The organism is Methanosaeta sp. UBA458, assembly GCF_002496085.1.
Lineage (GTDB): Archaea > Halobacteriota > Methanosarcinia > Methanotrichales > Methanotrichaceae > Methanothrix > Methanothrix soehngenii.
This window is the reverse complement of sequence record NZ_DAIK01000137.1, coordinates 13,268-29,705: the sequence shown is the minus strand read 5'-3', so window position 1 is coordinate 29,705 and position 16,438 is coordinate 13,268. Positions and strand designations below refer to the sequence as shown.

Sequence of the window (16,438 nt, the reverse complement as noted above, 5' to 3'; positions counted from 1 at the left end):
TAACCTGGGGGTGCGCGGCCCGAAGCATACCCCGTCCTTTCCCATGAAAAACAGACTTAAGATGTCGATAGATCTTGTTTTTTATTTGCCTCGTATGTGCCATTGTCCTGAGGCACATGGGCGTTTAGGGCGGGGTGGCCGCGCGCAGTTTGATTTTCGGCAACTACTCATTGTTCAATTTGCCGTCATCTCCATCAGTGTCATGGTTCCACTGTATCCTAGTTCCCGTGCTTTGGCATAAGCTGCTTTTGCTTCAGAATCACGATGCAGCACCCTAAGAACTTCTGCTTTGTTGTACCAGGCATTGTAGTCTTTTGGATCTTGCTTTATGGCAGCATCATAGTATTTGATGGCTACAGCATATTCTCCGGCGTTGCGGTGGGTGTTACCCATGCCCACCATGCTAACACTGTATGCTTGATCAATACCGATTGCTTTATTGTAAGAGTTGATGGCTTCGTCGTACTTTCCTAAGAGATCGAGAGTATTACCTCTATTTCTCAAGTAAAGAGCATCCTTTGGATCTATTTCGATAGCTTTGTTAAAGGCATCTATAGCCTCATCGTATTTTCCCAACTTATTTAGAGCATTGCCTTTATTGTTCCATGCTCCTGCATCTTTAGGATCACGCTCAATGACTTTCTCATAAGCTTTAATGGCTCCTTCGTAATCTCCTTGGTTATTCAGAGAATAGCCCTTACCAAACCATGCACGAGCATCCGTGGGATCTATGTCGATAGCATGATTATAAGCTTCCAAAGCATCGTTGTACTGTCCCAGGTGTTCAAGAGCTATGCCTTTATTTCTCCAAACATACTCGATTGATGAATTTAATTTAATTATCTCATCATATGCCTGGACTGCGCCGCCGTATTCTCCCAAATTGAAGTATGAATCTGCTTTCTCGATCCAAGCGGGCAAATACTCAGGATCAATACTAATTGCCTCATCATAGCATTTAATAGGCTCTTTGTCCAAACCCAAATACTTCATATCATTGCCTTTGAAGTACCATGCCTGAGCAGCATACGTAGATCGAGGAGCCAGCTCAATTACCTTATCAAACGCTTTTATGCTTTCGTTGATATTTTTCAAAGTTTTTGTTTTCATTCCCCAATCCCCAAGAATTTGACCTTTACTCAGCCATGCTGCGCAATTTGACTGATTTTTTCCAATTATTGTGTCGCTTACTTTATTGGCCTCATCGTACTTGCCAACCCCCCAAATAGTACCCACTTTCATCATCAAAGCATATTCATTCAATTCTTGGGATTGATTCAATCCAATTGCCTTGTCGAGTGCCTTATTAGCTTCATCGTACTTGCCCGTCATAGCAAGAACACTGCCCTTCAATAACCAAGCAAGTCCGTTTGATTGATTCAATCCTATGGCTTTATCTATGGTCTTTACGAACTCTCTCGTATTGCCCATTGCCTGAAGAGCAATACTCTTTCTTAACCATATTGTATCGTTTTTAGGATCAAGCTCTATGGATTTGTTATAAGCTTCAATTGCTTCATTATAGCTCTTCGAATTAAAAAGACCCTCTCCTTTGTTATACCAATAAACAGGATCCAGCTTGATGGCATCTTCATAAGCCCTAAGAGTCTTGTTGAGTTCTACTTCACTTGTGTCCGGCGGTATTATCACCGCTTCATCAATGGCTGTTCCATTTTTTGATAACACAACATTTGCTTTATGCCCGTCGATATCGATCGATTTGAGGTCCAGTTCGTAGCCTTCTTCCAACTTCAGAGGAGTTCCACTAGTGAAGATTAATCCATCAGAATCGTTCTTGATCACCTGAGATGAATTGGTATCTGATACCTGCCAAATTCGATCTACAGTAGCTAAATTTGAATCAGCTCCTCTAAATGCATTTTTGAAATGAACGTTGATCACTTCAACGCCTTTGGCATCACCAATGTCCTTAATGAACGTATAATTGGATGACCCATTAAAGTTGGATGTTTTTTGATCTGTATTCGGATCACTTGCAGTTATATTACCGTCGATAATCTCATCAGGTGAGATGTCTTGGGGAGACGCAATCCCCCATGGAATCAGCATCATTAACATGATCAAAATAGGTACTATCTTCATGATCTTCGCTCCATGTGCAATCATATGCAATACAACACTAAAAACATTTTGATGGTGGAGTGAACCCCTCATAGTAGACAGGTTAAGCAGCGGTATTAAAGCAACCTCCAGGATGTGAATTCATCCTTGATAGCCATTCAGGGACTATTGAGGAGATAAATTTAAATTAATGGGATCCTGAAGAGGCCATAGTGGCATAGGGATTTAGATTTCATCCAACTTTACAACTACGCCCAACTTTCCTACAACTTCGCAAAATCAATATTAAGAGTCTTTGTCCAACTAAAACAACTTAATTTTGGAATTTTGCTATACGAGCACCTACCGAAAAAAATCGTGCTATATATTATAATATATAGTTGTATTAGTTGGATGAAGTCTATAGTTATTGGTTTTAAGAAGTTGGACAAAAGTTGGACCCAACTTTTCAAGACTGCTCACTAGCTACTAATAACGGTTATTAAAAGTTGGAATATTAATCAAGTAATGAGCGAAGTAAATATTAAAGAAAAAAGGAGGAATGACCCATGCTGTACTATAGGAGCATTCTATCTTAAAGCCACTGGTTGTGTTTCTTTAATATAGTACCTGAATGCAGTCTCTCCAACCTTTAATTCCATAGTCATAGGCATGCCAATACCTAAGCCTAACGTAACCTCCATGCTTTTCTCAATTGTACGCCTTATTCTCATAAGTCTATTTAGATCGAAATGAGGATCAGCGAATTCGCCTTTCTGCACTATACAATCCACATGCTGGGTTCCTCTTACTTCATTATTTAAAGAAACGATATCGAACGATCCTCCGGATAATAAAAACTTCCCGATTTGATCTAAGGCCTTGGCATGCTCTAGGGCAATCATTAATTTCTTGCCATCAACTTGCAGCTCGCAAGGTAGGCTTATATCTGGCATTTCTCTGTCCATAATGAGTTCTGGCTTCAGCAATCTATATCGGAAATTTCCTCTGCCAGATAAACCACGCAATACACCTAAACAATCTTGACTATGCATTATTCTCCAATCAGGATCTTCATCGATTCCCGAATAATCCCCGCCATCATTTGACTCGATGTATAGCCGTAGGTTCTTCTTGCCCGGAAGTCTATCACTTGATATCGACGATATCATTTGAATTAGCCTCTTTGTATTTGGGAGGCCAATCTTACCCAGATCAAAATACTTTTCAAATGATTCCTTTGGCAAAAATGCTTCCGCCGCAAGATATCCAATCATATCAGTAGCTACAGCATGCACCCCGCCTGCTTCAAACTCAAGCCTTAGGTCATTGGAAGCTGGTACTAAGCTCATAAGAAACGTCTTAAACAGGTCTGCCTTGATTATGCAGCTATCGGCTGGTATTTGGTCTGGACCGAGACTTTTGGTCTCGATCTCTTTTAGCTTGGCGGTAATTCTCTCAGCGACGGCCAGCATCTCGACTAAATTTTCCGGGCGCTGGCTGGTTTCTATGCCTTGCAGCAGCTTTAGATTGTCTTCCTGTTTCTTCCTAAACGTCTCCAGGAGTTCATCAGCGTCTTTAGGGGTTTCCTGATCGGATGGCACAATTTCGCGCATGATAGCAGCTACTTTTGGGTTACTTCCCGCTTCAATTTGAGTTTCAATTTTTTCCATGATCTTTTCCTGCGTTTCTGATGGCAGGGAAGCGATCTTGGAAGCAGCACTAACTGTAATATCTGCTGACTCTACTCTTCTTGCGAGCTCTGGAATACCTTTTGTGGCTACTTTTTTTGCAAAGGATACTGTTTGGTGAGAAATACCCATGTCTTCAGCGGCTTTCTCGGCTGAACGACCACCTTCACCTTGGCCTAAATCTTGACCAAGGTCAGTCCTGGCTCCCATGTTTTCTTTTGCTTTTTCGCTGTATACGGCCTCTAGCTTTACGGCCAGCATAGCACGCTGAGATTCATTGAGGTTCCGCCGTCCCCGCTGGTTCTTGATGATCCAGATCTTTGCTTCGGCCCGATTGGAAAGCTCAAGCTCTCTAGTCTCGAAAGGAAGCTTCAGATCAGTACAGATCTGATAGCGATGATGCCCATCAAGCAGGATATTATGGTCTTTCCATACGACCAATCTGTCGCGGCAACCATACAGAGAAAGATTCTCTTTGAGCGCTTCGAACTCCCCCAGTGAGAGGGGGGGTATTAAGTTCTTGAACTCGGGATCTATCTGCAGCATGGGCATTTCTTGGCAGGTTGCCTCTGTCCCGGACTCCGATTCACGCCTTGGCGTTTCCTGCTCTATTGCAGTGACGTCAGGTTCTGCTTCACGCCCTGGTGCCTGGCCGACTGCCACAGGTTCAAAGCGTAGTGTGTCGACTTCTCCAGCCATTTAAGCCACCTCAATTAGGACGCTATTCTGATTCGATACACGAAAGGCGCTATTGGCCAATTCATAATTTGATCCATCCAACATGTTTCCACGATCCGATGGCATTTGTTTTGCCAACGATACCATATAGGATATTTATTCTATAAAAGAATATTTATTGGTTATTCTTTTTACTTCAAAATAATAACCATTTATTGTAAAACCCGAATTTTTATAAGCGATTAAGCATAGCGAAATCTATTTAGTAAACAAACTGAATCTAAGACAAAAATGTTGACTAAAACGCAGGTCAAGGTCATACTAATTCTACTTGATAATCAGGGTCATGCAGGATGGGAATTGGCTGAGTACCTGGAAATTGAAGATAGCAACTTGAATCCTATTTTAAAAAATTTAGAAAAAATGGAAATAATATACAAAGAAAATTTAAGATTATCAAGAAAGCAACATAAGAACAAGGGTTATTACAGCGAAATCCCATATTTCCTAAGCAAGAGTCTCAATGGTTTTAGAACCCTGATTAGAGAAATTGCTGCGACTAGCCGACCTTACGATACAGGTTTTTTATTGGAAATTATTGATAATAGCAAGTATTTAAAAACTATGAAAGAACAATTCAAAGAAGAAATCAATACGATAATCAATGATGAGTTGAGCAAAGGCGATTCGCCATTTTCTGACCCATTTTTTGTCACGATTATTAAACCCGAACTTGAGGAAGAATTATTCTGCGATCTAGAACGAGACTCTGTAGAGGAAATTCAAGCGTGGCACAAGAAATTATTACGCGGTAGCCAAGAATAACGCTGCTCCGACTTCTAAATTGCGTCCAAACATGCCAAGATAATTGATCGATGTAGTTTAGATAAACGATTAACTACTTTGAAGGGAAAATGCTTTCTTTACTATTCTACTAAATTTTATCTTAATTCAATCTCTATCTACAATTAATCTACCCATTATAGCAGCGAAATCCCACTGCTTTTTGCATTATTGAAAGGGATCAAATTTAATCCCTGAGATTGATTAATCGTTTATCTAAACTGATTCTCGTATTTCTATTTTATCTGCAATATCTTTTGGCGCTTGTCCAGATGATATGGTTTGGCTGCAATATCGCCTTGCATAGCAGCTAATAGCTGGCTGAATTGGCTTTTCGAAAGATGCATCTTCTGACGAGCTTCTTTCTCAGGCATCTTACCGCCGTTTGCTGCCAGCAAGGCTCTCAAGATCTCACCGCGATCTTTCTGGGAGGGTGTTGGATCAGGTGATGCCTCAAGTCGGGCTAGACGTTGCCTATCGTATGCTATATCGCGACCAAGCCTGTCACAGTCTTCATCCTGCTAAGCCGCGATCTCCGTGATCCTGCGGTCTTGTGATTCGACCTGCACTTTGAGGCGTTCCAGCTCGCTAACAAGGTACAAGATAGCACCAGCTGGAAGCATCACTACAGAGTCAGGCAAGTCTTCAGACACAGTGTCCCCTCAAAAAAGGGAGTTCGATTAGTATTCCTCCGGCAACAGAATCGTTGTAGCGCTTCTATCCGCTTCTGTGATTATCCAGATCTTGCAGCCATCCGGTAAGCTATAAGCTGAAAGCAGCCTGAAGCCCTCCCGAAGCGATAGCTCGTTCTCGGCAGCATCCTCTCGGGTCACGTTGCCCCAATCGCCTTCCTGATGTCTTCTGATATAGGGCCAGAAGCTCACCTCTGCTTCTTTCAGGGCTGCAAGGGCTCCTGGCGTGGCTACCAGCTGGCCCAAGGGAAATTTCGGTGGCATTACGCCACCTCAATATCTGATCCGCTGCAACTCGGGCAGCCATCTCCAAAAGCTGCTTCCTCTGCCGCATGCGCCGAATAGAACTTGTGGCCGCATTCCAGGCAGATAAACTCGGGCTGCTTTTCTGGCGCAACTACATGTTTCCGACTTTCAATGACCAGGTTCTCTAGCAGCGCTTTAAATCCGGCCTGATCACACATAAGTATGATGTCATCGGATTCTTTGTAGTCGCCATCCTCGAAAAGAAGGGAAATGATTGCTTTGCCGGACATTTCAAGCCGCCTCCTCCTTCTCCTTAAAAATTTGGGAGGCCATTTCAGATAACCTCGACTGGCCCATTCAGACCTCCGGGCCACCCTGGTAGGCTGTCCCTAATGCTGCTCTCCGGCGATCTGGCAAGCCTCTTCGCGGTATTGTGGTGGGCCTCGAGGATTGCTTCTCCTTCGGCCTCAAGCTCCACCCTGCTCTTCTTTGGTTGAGGGAAGTACTTTCTCTGATGCTTGCATGGTCCGTGATGATATGTCGCCGCAGGACACGAGCAGCCATTCGCAGTAGTCACATAATAGCAGTCCTTCTTTTTGCTCAGAACCAGAATCAAGCAACCACCGTCCAAGCTGACTTCTTGGGGCAATGGGTCACTGGATACTTGTTTCCATGCAAGAAGCGATTTCACGGCATCGATTCTTTGGGTTATAGGGCTACCGCTAGCTAAATGCGTTTTTTCATTCACTTCTGTTCACCAATAAGTTATATTCACTTACTAGTTTATAAACTTATTGCTGGTTATTAATCGCTATTGTGGAACATAATTAAGCAAGCAAGTGATTATGTACGTCATTATGGTGAAATATTAAGGATAAGAAGCTTTGAGAATTAAGAAGAATGGGCAGATAAAACGCCCATTCCTTCCGCTTAGTTTGGTGAACAGAAGCGGCAATTTTTATTACTCTGCTGAGGATATAGATTTTTCCTACCCATTGATTACCTAGATAATTTTATAAACAGTCATAAATCTAAAAATTGTGCTAATGATTGGTGACAGAAAAGTGCATCCAGTCGCGAAAAACTTTATATCAAGGTGACATAATGTGCATCCATTCGAAAAAGGCAGCAAAATCCATAAAATCGTTATCTTGCAGTTAATTAGGTGCGGGGAATGGGATTCGAACCCACGAACACCTTCGTGACTGGACCCTGAATCCAGCGCCTTTGACCTGGCTTGGCAATCCCCGCAAAAGGATGCAGCCCAATCTCATGCAGTAGTAGTATTTAATGGTATTCGTAGGCCTGGCATGCCTGTGCCTCAAGGGTGGCTACTTTTCTCCCAGAGTACTTTTCTCCTATTTCATTTCATCAACCTCCTCTGATGGCTGACAGGCTGTCTACAGCATCTGCCACCGGAAAAGAGAGTGATTTCTCTATACCAGAACCGCCTTCATTTCTTCCCACAAAAGGTGGCCGGATTTGCCTCGCCCCCGCGCATGTGCCTGCCCACATGGACACACATCAACGGGATTCCGGTCGCAGTTATTCCGACTTAGCCATATCAATCGCTGTATCCAAGACTCCCCGGCGTTGAGGGGGCCAGAGCACTACCGCGCGTTTAATCGCGCGCGGCGTCCACTGAAAAATCGGTTCGTAAGAATAGATCAAACAGAACTGATTGCTCAAATCATCCGGCAACGGCCTAGCCCGGATCAGCAGGTAGGCCATGTGCTGGACGCAGCGCTGCCGGAGGGTCGAGGGAGATGAGCATCACAAGCGAGCAATCTAGATCAATACCGCTTTTGGCGTCACCAAAAGAAGATTATCTGCACCCATCCATTTTACCATTCATTCAAACCGGTCCCGTTCCTCTCTCATGAAGGGCTCGATTCCCGGCATGCTCCCGAACTCGGCCTCATTCATGCACTTCTTCCCGACCTCTTCCGCCTCATAGGGAATTCCGCGCCTCTCCAGCTCCCCAATCAGCTCCTCCATGAATATCCCCCTCCCGGGCACATGCTCGTGCTCCGCCTCATGCACCCGCCCGCCCGCATAGCCAAAGCTCGTCGTCTGCACGCCGCAGCTCGGACTACCGGCCACCCCCACCACGCGCACCCGCACTCCCTCTTTTGCCAGCATCTCCAGTAGATCTGCATAGTGAACGATCAGCGAGCGGCAGAACTGGCGGAACTGGGGCACATCCAGCTGGTTTCTGGTCACCGCCCAGCGCTCGGTGCCCAGATAGAGCGCCTCCGGACAGGGCAATTGCATCGTTGGTCCTGCGGGAGAGAAGGATAGAGTATCCAGACCCTTGACCCGGGTCAAAGGATTCAGAAGGCAGTGAGCCACCAGTGCCACCTCCTCTCCGCCGGTAGCAGGCGATTTTTCCTCTGCCCCGGCCCGAATGCTCTTTCTTGACGGCGGCATAAAATCACCGAATCATCGCGTACTGAGTCAGAGGCCAGAAAAGAAGGTCCAGACCAGCTCACACCCCTGCCGACTGGTCCTTTCGCTTAACTCCCTGGATATACTGATAAAACCGGATGCCATCCAGGTCCTCATAAAAGATGATCTTCTCCGCCCTCTCCCCCACCAGGAGCTTCAGGGTGTTGGTATGAAATTCTTCCACATACTCCACGCCGGTAATCACATCCAGGGGCACCGTGCGCACGCTATCCCAGGCGATCCCCGGCCGGACGAAATGCACATTCTTATCGGTGGTGACGAGATATCCCAGGATCTTATCGAGCATCCCCATCCTGGCGATGGCCAGCATCTGTTCAGATGCCTGGCTGTGAAGAATGGCCGGGGCGATGAGCACCAGCTCCTCCCCAGCTGCGGAGAGCTTCTTGGCTATCCGGCCGAGCTTCTTGGGAACAACCGGGCTCGGGCCTCTGCCCTCGCCTTTGTTTGCGATTTCGTTCATCTTCTCCAGTGGCCTCAGGTCACAATCTGTTCCAGACAATCGTTCTCCAGAGCGATCCTCACCTCGCGAGCGAGCCTGCGGCCGGTGGACATATTGGTCCGCCAGAGGGCATTGCCATAGGGGTGGCCGACAGCCATATGCACATTGGTCCCACCGCCGATCCTGGGTGCGACATCGTAGATGTAGAAGTTCAGGTCCTTGTCCACACAGGTCTGCAGACAGAAGGGGCCGATGATCCCGGGCTTGTAGTACTCCTGGGTCGCTTCCACATACATCTCCGCCAGGACGAACGCCTTCTCCAAGAGCGACTCGCGCAGGGTGGCGGAGTTATGTCCACAGACGGTGTACTCAGGATTGATCTGCTGTTCATTAAGGGTTAGCTGCTGGGGCGCAGGCAGTCGGCAGTGGCCGTCAAGGCTCGTCTCAAACCTCCAGTCTATGCCGATCAGTTCAATCCTCTTCGTTATGGGGGAGTAGAAGTAGTCCAGATTGAAGACCGGCCCAATGACATAGCGCTCAATCCTGGCCAGCTCAATCCCATCCTGGTCGATCACATTCTGGCGCAAGAGGAGATCAGCCTTCTGGCAGTACTCCTCATAGGAGGCAGCAGTGAAAAATCCCCTCTCCAGGGTTTTTACCGCGTGGGGCAGCTTGACCATAACCAGCTGGTTGATGTCCTCCGCTTCGATCGGCTCAGGATATGGCAGACCCGCCTTCTCCAGCAACCAGTAGTAGTCCCTCTTGTCCCCTCTCTCCTCGGAGCGAAGCAGGTTGCGGGAGCCGAGCAGCGGAAGCGTAAACTGATCCTCCACCGCATCTATCCCGCAATAGGAGGTGAATGAGCGGTTGGGGACGAACAGGGTGTTCTTCTCCTTGAGAATATCCTGGTTCTCCGGATCCAAGACATCCGGGAACCGTTTCAGCATCATCACCTCATCGACCATGCCGGTTATGACATTCCCCTTCCGGTCCCTCTCCGCCCGGAAGTACTTGACATAAGGCTTCTCCCTCCCCTCCTGACATACCGCCAGGGTCTTGAAATTCTCCTCAACTGCGCCATCTGCCGTATCCAGGGCAGAGTGGGATGCTATCATTCCGATTCGAAGATTCTTGAGGTCGTATCCCCTCAATACCTCCAGAACCTTGCTGCGATCAATCAAGTCTGAACACCTCAAAATAATTATACTGGTCCCTCATATTTCCATCCCAATTTATCAAGGTGACCCTATCATACAAAGAACTGACCTTCTCAATTCCCGCCTCATTGCTCCGATCCCTTTGAGTCACCAAAGATCCTCTCCCCTTCCCCCTGAAAAGCTGCATGAATCCACACACAATCCACTTGGTCTGCGCAAATAACCACAGCTCTTCGCCCTCCAGAATAACCTGCTCTTATCATAGCCGCCGATTCCCTCCAGACAATGCAGAAGATGCTCAGGGGCAGAAATCCCGCCGGTTCCGGCCAGACACTAGAGCATCTTGCTGCCTTTTGCCAATCCGCACATCCCAAGTACTCGCACCGCGATAAAGATTATGCCCCTCATGTCATGCCGCCCGTCCGGGCTCGGCCGCTGCCCGTCCGAATAAGTATCAGCCAAGTTCATAGAGCCGCAGGGGTCCGTTCAATCCGGCAGCCTCAGATTCGGTCTCCTTATCTTTGGGTGGCGGGATTGGCCTTGTTTTTCCTCCTCTGCTATATCACTACCGCTCCATGGATCTAAAGGATCATAAGATCATATGATAGTCCGCCTGCACCATACGTAGGCTTGGGCATTTTCCAGGTATCGCAGACGGGAAGAGCAGCCTCTCCTGGAAATTCATGTGCATTACTTTAATATACCTCAATCTCATTGGGAGTATTTCACTATTGGGAGCTTGATATTTTGGCGGGCAGAGCTTGGAAGTTCATGGACGATATCGATACCGATGCCATCATCCCCGGTCGCTACCTGGTAATGAACGACCCCAGGGAGCTGGCGGTACACCTCTTTGAAGGGGTCAGGCCAAAGATGGCATCAGAGGTCAAAGAAAGCGACTACGTAGTGGCTGGCGAGAACTTCGGCTGCGGCTCATCGCGAGAGCACGCCCCCTTGGCTCTGAAGGGAGCAGGAATCTCGGCTGTCGTCGCCAAATCCTTTGCCAGAATATTCTTCAGAAACGCCATAAACATAGGCCTGCCCCTCTTCATCTGCCCGGATGTGGACAGGATCGAAGATGGCGATCAAATCGAGATCGATATGAAAGGCGGAGTGATAAAGAACATAACCCGCAAAGAATCCTACAATACCACCCCGCTCCCTGATTTCTTAAGGGAGATCGTGGATGTGGGAGGGCTGGTGGAGTACACCAGACGACAGGTATCCGGAGCGAAAACATGAACTATAAAGTACCAGTTATCAGTGGCGACGGCATCGGCCCAGAGATCATAGCCGAGGGCCAGAAGGTCCTGGAAGCAGCCGCAGACAAGCACAACTTCTCTTTGGAGTGGATCGATTACTCCATAGGCGCAGAGCATTATCTGAAGACGGGCGAGCTGATAAGCGAGGAGACGCTCAAAGAGCTATCCGGATATCGGGCCATCTACCTGGGAGCAATAGGCGACCCGAGGGTCAAGCCGGGCGTGCTGGAGAAGGGCGTCCTTCTCACCATGCGCTTCTACCTCGACCAGTACATCAACCTCCGGCCGGTCAAGCTCCTGGAGGGGGTCTGGACTCCTCTTAAGGATAAAACGCCGAAGGATATCGATTTCGTCGTAGTTCGCGAGAACACTGAGGATTTTTACATCGGCATTGGCAGTCGCGCACAGAAGGGCAAGAGCCACGCCGACTTCCAGATCCGTCGTAACCTCTATAACATCAAGTTCGGCCTGGATATCGACTCGGACAGCGAGGAGATCGCCTACCAGATAGGCGAGGTCAGCCGGGAGGGCTGCCAGAGAGTGATAAAGTACGCCTTCGACCTGGCAAGAAAGCGCCACCAGAAGGTCTCTAGCGTCGACAAGGCCAATGTGCTCAGCGACATCTACGGCTTTTGGAGAGAGGTCCTTTTAGATGTGGCAAAAGGATATCCAGAGGTCAAATACGACTTCAACTTCGTTGACGCCATCACCATGTGGTTTGTCAAGAACCCGGAGTGGTTCGATGTAGTCGTCGCCCCCAACATGTTCGGAGATATCATTACCGACCTTGGAGCCATGATCCAGGGCGGCCTGGGCCTGGCTCCGGGAGCCAACCTCAACCCGGAGGGGACCAGCATGTTCGAGCCCATACATGGCTCTGCTCCCAAGTACAAGGGCCGGAATATGGTCAACCCCCTGGCCACTATCTGGGCGGGGGCTCTGCTGCTCGAGCATCTCGGCCAGCCGGCGGCTGCCGAGGATATAGTCTCAGCCATAGAGCGGAACCTATTTGAAGGCCGTATAAAGACATATGACCTGGGAGGAAGCTCAACCACCTCCGAGGTGGGATCGGAGATTGCTCGCCTAGTGGGGCTTATCTAAGTCCCACAAGGGAAAAAGCTTTTATGGGGGATCTCTTCATTCCTCAGTTAGTGCAGCACATGAGGCTTGAGGCATGCCAGGCCGCGAGGGCTCGTAGCTCAGTTAGGCAGAGCGTCTGGCTTTTAAATTTTTGCATGAAGATACCAGGTGGTCGAGGGTTCAAATCCCCCCGAGCCCGTTTGGAGTTTCCTTGAGCCTGTATGCTGCTCTTTCTAAGAGTTGGTGGTTCTAGTGACCAAGTTTGCCGTAAAAGATCATGAGATGGTTCCGGAACATATTCTGCTCACTCCGGAAGAGGGCCTCGATGTGCTGAAGGAGTTCGGCATCGGCGCGCCACAGCTACCAAAAATCCATATAAGTGACCCCGCAGCCAAAGAGATCGGGGCCAAAGTGGGCGACATAATCAAAATAATACGAAAAAGCACAACAGCCAAGCATTCGACCTTTTACCGGCTGGTAATCGATTAAGGGTGATCTTTTGCTCGACAGAAATTCTCTTTATAGCGCTTATTTTACCAGGGATAAGCTGGTGCATCATCATATCAACTCATTCAACGATTTCATAGATAAAGGCCTACAAAAGGTGATCGACGAGGTGAACATCATCGAAACCAACATCGAGAACACCTATGTCAAGCTGGGGAACATCCGGGTGGAAAAGCCCATGGTTCGCGAGGCGGACGGCTCCGTGGAAAGGCTCTACCCCAACGATGCCCGCCTTCGCAACCTGACCTATGCCTCGCCAATAAAGCTGGAGATGACCATCGTTGAGGGGGAGACGGAGAAAGATCCGGTTGAGGCGGACATAGGGACCCTGCCCATAATGCTCAACTCCAAGGTCTGCAACCTCTCCGGCCTCAGCGCAGATGAGATGATATCCTTTGGAGAGGACCCCTCTGACCCCGGTGGCTACTTCGTGGTCAACGGATCGGAGAGAGTGATCATGACCCTGGAGGATCTGGCGCCAAACAAGATTCTAGTGGAGTACAACCAGCGCTACGATGAGAACATCGAGGTGGCCAAGGTCTTCAGTCAGAGGCAGGGCTACAGATCGCTGGTCATTGTGGAGAGGGGACGCCGATCCATCCTGGAGGTCTCATTCCCCTCCGTCTCGGGCAGATTGAACTTCGTCACCCTTCTCCGCTCGCTGGGGATGGAGACGGATATGGATATCGTTAAATCGGTATCAGATAACCCGGAGATCATCAAGTTCATGCTGGAGAACCTGGAGGAAGCAGAGGTTTCCACCAACGATGAGGCCCTGGAGAAGATAGGCTCTCGCGTCGCAGCCGGCCAGGCCAAGGAGTACCAGAAGAAGAGGGCGACCTATGTCCTGGACCGCTACTTGCTCCCCCACATAGGCGTCGATGAGAAGGATAGGTATGCAAAAGCTCTCTTCCTCTCCCGCATGGCCGAGGCCTGCTTCGAGCTGGCCTTGGCCCGGAGGAACGAGGACGACAAGGACCACTACTCCAACAAGAGGCTGAAGCTCTCAGGAGACCTGATGGAAGACCTCTTCCGGGTGGCTTTCAACCGTCTGACCCGAGACATAAAGTATCAGCTGGAGAGAGCTAGCATGAGAAACAGAGACCTGAATGTGGTGACCACCGTCCGGGCGGATGTCCTCACTGAGAGGATGATTCACCCCCTGGCAACAGGCAACTGGGTAGGAGGGAGAACCGGAGTCTCCCAGCTCCTGGACAGGACCGATTATATGGCCACCCTCTCCCATCTGCGCAGGGTGATATCTCCACTATCCCGGTCCCAGCCCCACTTCGAGGCCAGAGATCTGCATGCCACCCAGTGGGGACGCATCTGTCCCTCTGAGACGCCAGAGGGTCCAAACTGCGGCCTGGTGAAGAACTTCGCCCAGGGCGTCGAGCTCTCCAAAGGGATAGACGATTCGGAAGACATCAAGAAGATTCTCATGGATTTAGGGGTAATTTCGGTAGGTGGTAGCATTGGCTGAAGTATTGACGGGCGGCGCTAGAGTATATGTGAACGGTGAGATAGTGGGCTATCATGATGATCCCAAGACTCTGGTCGAGAACCTCCGCCGCCTCCGGCACTCGGGGAGCATCAGCAGCCAGACGAACGTAGCCTATTTCGAGGATACCGGTGAGATCTTCATGAACACCGACTCTGGCCGGGCGAGGAGGCCCCTTATCGTGGTCGAGGATGGCCGGGCCCTGGTCACCGATGAGCATGTTACCAGGATCCAGAAGGGAGAGATGAAATTCGATGACCTGGTGGCTGAGGGCCTGGTGGAGTACCTGGATGCAGAGGAGGAGGAGAACAGCCTCATCGCTATCTGGGAGGAGGACATCACTCCCGAGCATACCCATCTGGAGCTCGACCCATCCATGATTCTGGGAATCGCTGCCGGCCTGGTCCCCTATCCCGAGCATAACGCCAGCCCCAGGAACACCATGGGCGCGGGAATGGTCAAGCAGTGCCTGGGCATGTCCACCGCCAACATGAGGCTCCGGCCCGACACCCGCGGCCACTATCTCAACAGCCCTCAGAAGGCTATAGTGCGGACGAAGACCTCCAAGGCCATCGGCTTTGACGAGAGGCCTGCAGGCCAGAACTTCGTGGTGGCAGTCCTCGCTTATGAGGGATACAACATTGAGGATGCCCTGGTCATGAACCGGGGCTCAATCCAACGTGGCCTGGCTCGCAGCCACTTCTTCCGGGTCTCAGAGGCAGAGGAGCGCAAGTACCCCGGCGGCCAGGAGGACAAGTTCGAGATCCCGGATGTTGAGGTCCGGGGGGCTAGAGGAAGCGAGGCCTATGACCAGCTCGACTCAGACGGCCTGGTCAACCCCAATGCCTATGTGGGCCCCAATGACGTCCTGATCGGCAAGACCAGCCCTCCTCGTTTCCTGGAAGAGCCCTCGGAGTTCGGACTGACCCCCCAGCAGAGAAGGGAGACCTCGGTGACCATGCGCTCCAACGAGAAGGGTGTGGTGGACATGGTCATCCTGACTGAATCCTCCAACGGCAACCGCCTGGCCAAGGTCAAGAGCCGCGACCAGCGCGTCCCGGAATTGGGCGACAAGTTCGCCTCCCGCCACGGCCAGAAGGGCGTGGTAGGCCTGATCGTCCCCCAGGAGGATATGCCTTTCACCGAGTCGGGCATAGTGCCGGACCTCTTGCTAAACCCTCATGCCATCCCCTCCCGGATGACCGTTGGACACGTCCTGGAGATGATCGGCGGCAAGGTCGGCTCATTGGACGGGAGGTTCATCGATGCCACCGCATTCTTAGGAGAGAACGAGCCGGAGCTCCGCACCGCTCTGACGAAGTTCGGGTTCTCTCATACCGGCAGGGAGATACTGTACAATGGAGCCACTGGAGAGCAGATCATGGCAGACCTCTTCGTGGGAGTGATCCTCTATCAGAAGCTCTACCACATGGTCACAGGCAAGATGCACGCCCGCTCCCGCGGCCCAGTGCAGGTCCTCACCCGCCAGCCAACAGAAGGCCGGGCAAGGGAAGGAGGCTTGAGGTTTGGGGAAATGGAGAGGGATGTGCTCATCGCCCATGGAGCCGCTCTGGCGCTTAAAGAGCGCCTGGTGGACGAGTCGGACAAGGTCACAGAGCTCGTCTGCAGCCATTGCGGCATGATCGCCATTCACGACCGGCGAAGAAATGCTGACTTCTGCCCGACCTGCGGAGCAGACACTGAGATCTATCCGGTGGAGATGAGCTATGCCTTCAAGCTCCTATTGGACGAGATCAAATCGCTGGGAGTAGCACCACGACTGATCCTTGAAGACGCTGTTTAGGTGTAAAT

General features: G+C 49.8%; 15 protein-coding genes and 2 tRNA genes. 7 read left to right on the top strand and 10 right to left on the bottom strand.

What is annotated here, in order from left to right:
* Positions 1–174: 174 nt before the first annotated feature.
* Positions 175–2,103, bottom strand: coding sequence for a tetratricopeptide repeat protein (locus tag BP822_RS10285; RefSeq protein ID WP_286878233.1), 1,929 nt, complete (start codon positions 2,101–2,103; stop codon positions 175–177).
* A gap of 548 nt (positions 2,104–2,651) precedes the next feature.
* On the bottom strand, positions 2,652–4,451 hold the full coding sequence (locus tag BP822_RS10280; protein ID WP_286878232.1) for a hypothetical protein: 1,800 nt from the start codon (positions 4,449–4,451) through the stop codon (positions 2,652–2,654).
* A gap of 270 nt (positions 4,452–4,721) precedes the next feature.
* Between BP822_RS10280 and BP822_RS10275 the strand changes: the two genes are divergently transcribed.
* A complete protein-coding gene (locus BP822_RS10275; RefSeq protein WP_286878231.1) occupies positions 4,722–5,255 on the top strand; it encodes a MarR family transcriptional regulator in 534 nt (177 codons plus the stop codon).
* Positions 5,256–5,509: 254 nt separating this feature from the next.
* Here the strand turns inward: BP822_RS10275 and BP822_RS10270 are convergent, their stop codons facing one another.
* From BP822_RS10270 to BP822_RS10235, 8 genes are all read right to left on the bottom strand, one after another.
* Positions 5,510–5,680: a hypothetical protein gene (locus tag BP822_RS10270; RefSeq protein WP_286878230.1), complete on the bottom strand. Its 171-nt coding sequence runs from the start codon at positions 5,678–5,680 to the stop codon at positions 5,510–5,512.
* Between the two features lie 273 nt (positions 5,681–5,953).
* Positions 5,954–6,229, bottom strand: a complete 276-nt coding sequence (locus BP822_RS10265) for a hypothetical protein (RefSeq protein WP_286878229.1) — start codon at positions 6,227–6,229, stop codon at positions 5,954–5,956.
* Positions 6,229–6,501, bottom strand: coding sequence for a hypothetical protein (locus BP822_RS10260; protein WP_286878228.1), 273 nt, complete (start codon positions 6,499–6,501; stop codon positions 6,229–6,231). Before BP822_RS10260 ends, BP822_RS10265 begins: the two co-directional genes overlap by 1 nt.
* 44 nt (positions 6,502–6,545) lie before the next feature.
* Positions 6,546–6,827 (bottom strand): hypothetical protein, encoded by a 282-nt coding sequence (locus BP822_RS10255; protein ID WP_286878227.1) that lies wholly within the window; start codon positions 6,825–6,827, stop codon positions 6,546–6,548.
* 550 nt (positions 6,828–7,377) lie between these two features.
* Positions 7,378–7,462, bottom strand: a tRNA-Leu gene (locus tag BP822_RS10250).
* Between the two features lie 600 nt (positions 7,463–8,062).
* The gene (locus tag BP822_RS10245) at positions 8,063–8,641 is read right to left on the bottom strand and encodes a DUF523 domain-containing protein (RefSeq protein ID WP_013719016.1); all 579 of its coding nucleotides are present in this window, start codon (positions 8,639–8,641) and stop codon (positions 8,063–8,065) included.
* Between the two features lie 58 nt (positions 8,642–8,699).
* Positions 8,700–9,140: a hypothetical protein gene (locus tag BP822_RS10240; RefSeq protein ID WP_013719017.1), complete on the bottom strand. Its 441-nt coding sequence runs from the start codon at positions 9,138–9,140 to the stop codon at positions 8,700–8,702.
* Between the two features lie 14 nt (positions 9,141–9,154).
* Positions 9,155–10,300, bottom strand: coding sequence for a formate--phosphoribosylaminoimidazolecarboxamide ligase family protein (locus tag BP822_RS10235; protein ID WP_286857678.1), 1,146 nt, complete (start codon positions 10,298–10,300; stop codon positions 9,155–9,157).
* 723 nt (positions 10,301–11,023) lie between these two features.
* On the opposite strand from BP822_RS10235, the gene BP822_RS10230 reads away from it, so the two are divergent.
* From BP822_RS10230 to rpoB, 6 genes are all read left to right on the top strand, one after another.
* Positions 11,024–11,518, top strand: a complete 495-nt coding sequence (locus BP822_RS10230; protein ID WP_013719019.1) for a 3-isopropylmalate dehydratase small subunit — start codon at positions 11,024–11,026, stop codon at positions 11,516–11,518.
* Complete coding sequence (locus BP822_RS10225) at positions 11,515–12,639, top strand: 3-isopropylmalate dehydrogenase (RefSeq protein WP_013719020.1); 1,125 nt, start codon at positions 11,515–11,517, stop codon at positions 12,637–12,639. The genes BP822_RS10230 and BP822_RS10225 overlap by 4 nt, the downstream gene beginning before the upstream one ends.
* Before the next feature lie 87 nt (positions 12,640–12,726).
* A tRNA-Lys gene (locus BP822_RS10220) sits at positions 12,727–12,817 on the top strand.
* A 53-nt stretch (positions 12,818–12,870) separates the two neighbouring features.
* Positions 12,871–13,107: a DNA-directed RNA polymerase subunit H gene (locus tag BP822_RS10215; RefSeq protein WP_013719021.1), complete on the top strand. Its 237-nt coding sequence runs from the start codon at positions 12,871–12,873 to the stop codon at positions 13,105–13,107.
* A 10-nt stretch (positions 13,108–13,117) separates the two neighbouring features.
* On the top strand, positions 13,118–14,608 hold the full coding sequence (locus BP822_RS10210; protein WP_013719022.1) for a DNA-directed RNA polymerase subunit B'': 1,491 nt from the start codon (positions 13,118–13,120) through the stop codon (positions 14,606–14,608).
* The gene (gene rpoB / locus BP822_RS10205; protein WP_286878226.1) at positions 14,601–16,430 is read left to right on the top strand and encodes a DNA-directed RNA polymerase subunit B; all 1,830 of its coding nucleotides are present in this window, start codon (positions 14,601–14,603) and stop codon (positions 16,428–16,430) included. The genes BP822_RS10210 and rpoB overlap by 8 nt, the downstream gene beginning before the upstream one ends.
* Positions 16,431–16,438: the final 8 nt, after the last annotated feature.

Excerpts from the sequence above, each read along its gene's own strand:
- BP822_RS10225 (WP_013719020.1), top strand. The coding sequence starts at position 11,515 with ATGAACTATAAAGTACCAGTTATCAGTGGCGACGGCATCGGCCCAGAG.
- BP822_RS10280 (WP_286878232.1), bottom strand. The coding sequence starts at position 4,451 with ATGGCTGGAGAAGTCGACACACTACGCTTTGAACCTGTGGCAGTCGGC.
- BP822_RS10245 (WP_013719016.1), bottom strand. The coding sequence starts at position 8,641 with ATGCCGCCGTCAAGAAAGAGCATTCGGGCCGGGGCAGAGGAAAAATCG.
- BP822_RS10275 (WP_286878231.1), top strand. The coding sequence starts at position 4,722 with ATGTTGACTAAAACGCAGGTCAAGGTCATACTAATTCTACTTGATAAT.
- BP822_RS10265 (WP_286878229.1), bottom strand. The coding sequence starts at position 6,229 with ATGCCACCGAAATTTCCCTTGGGCCAGCTGGTAGCCACGCCAGGAGCC.
- BP822_RS10240 (WP_013719017.1), bottom strand. The coding sequence starts at position 9,140 with ATGAACGAAATCGCAAACAAAGGCGAGGGCAGAGGCCCGAGCCCGGTT.
- BP822_RS10260 (WP_286878228.1), bottom strand. The coding sequence starts at position 6,501 with ATGTCCGGCAAAGCAATCATTTCCCTTCTTTTCGAGGATGGCGACTAC.
- BP822_RS10285 (WP_286878233.1), bottom strand. The coding sequence starts at position 2,103 with ATGAAGATAGTACCTATTTTGATCATGTTAATGATGCTGATTCCATGG.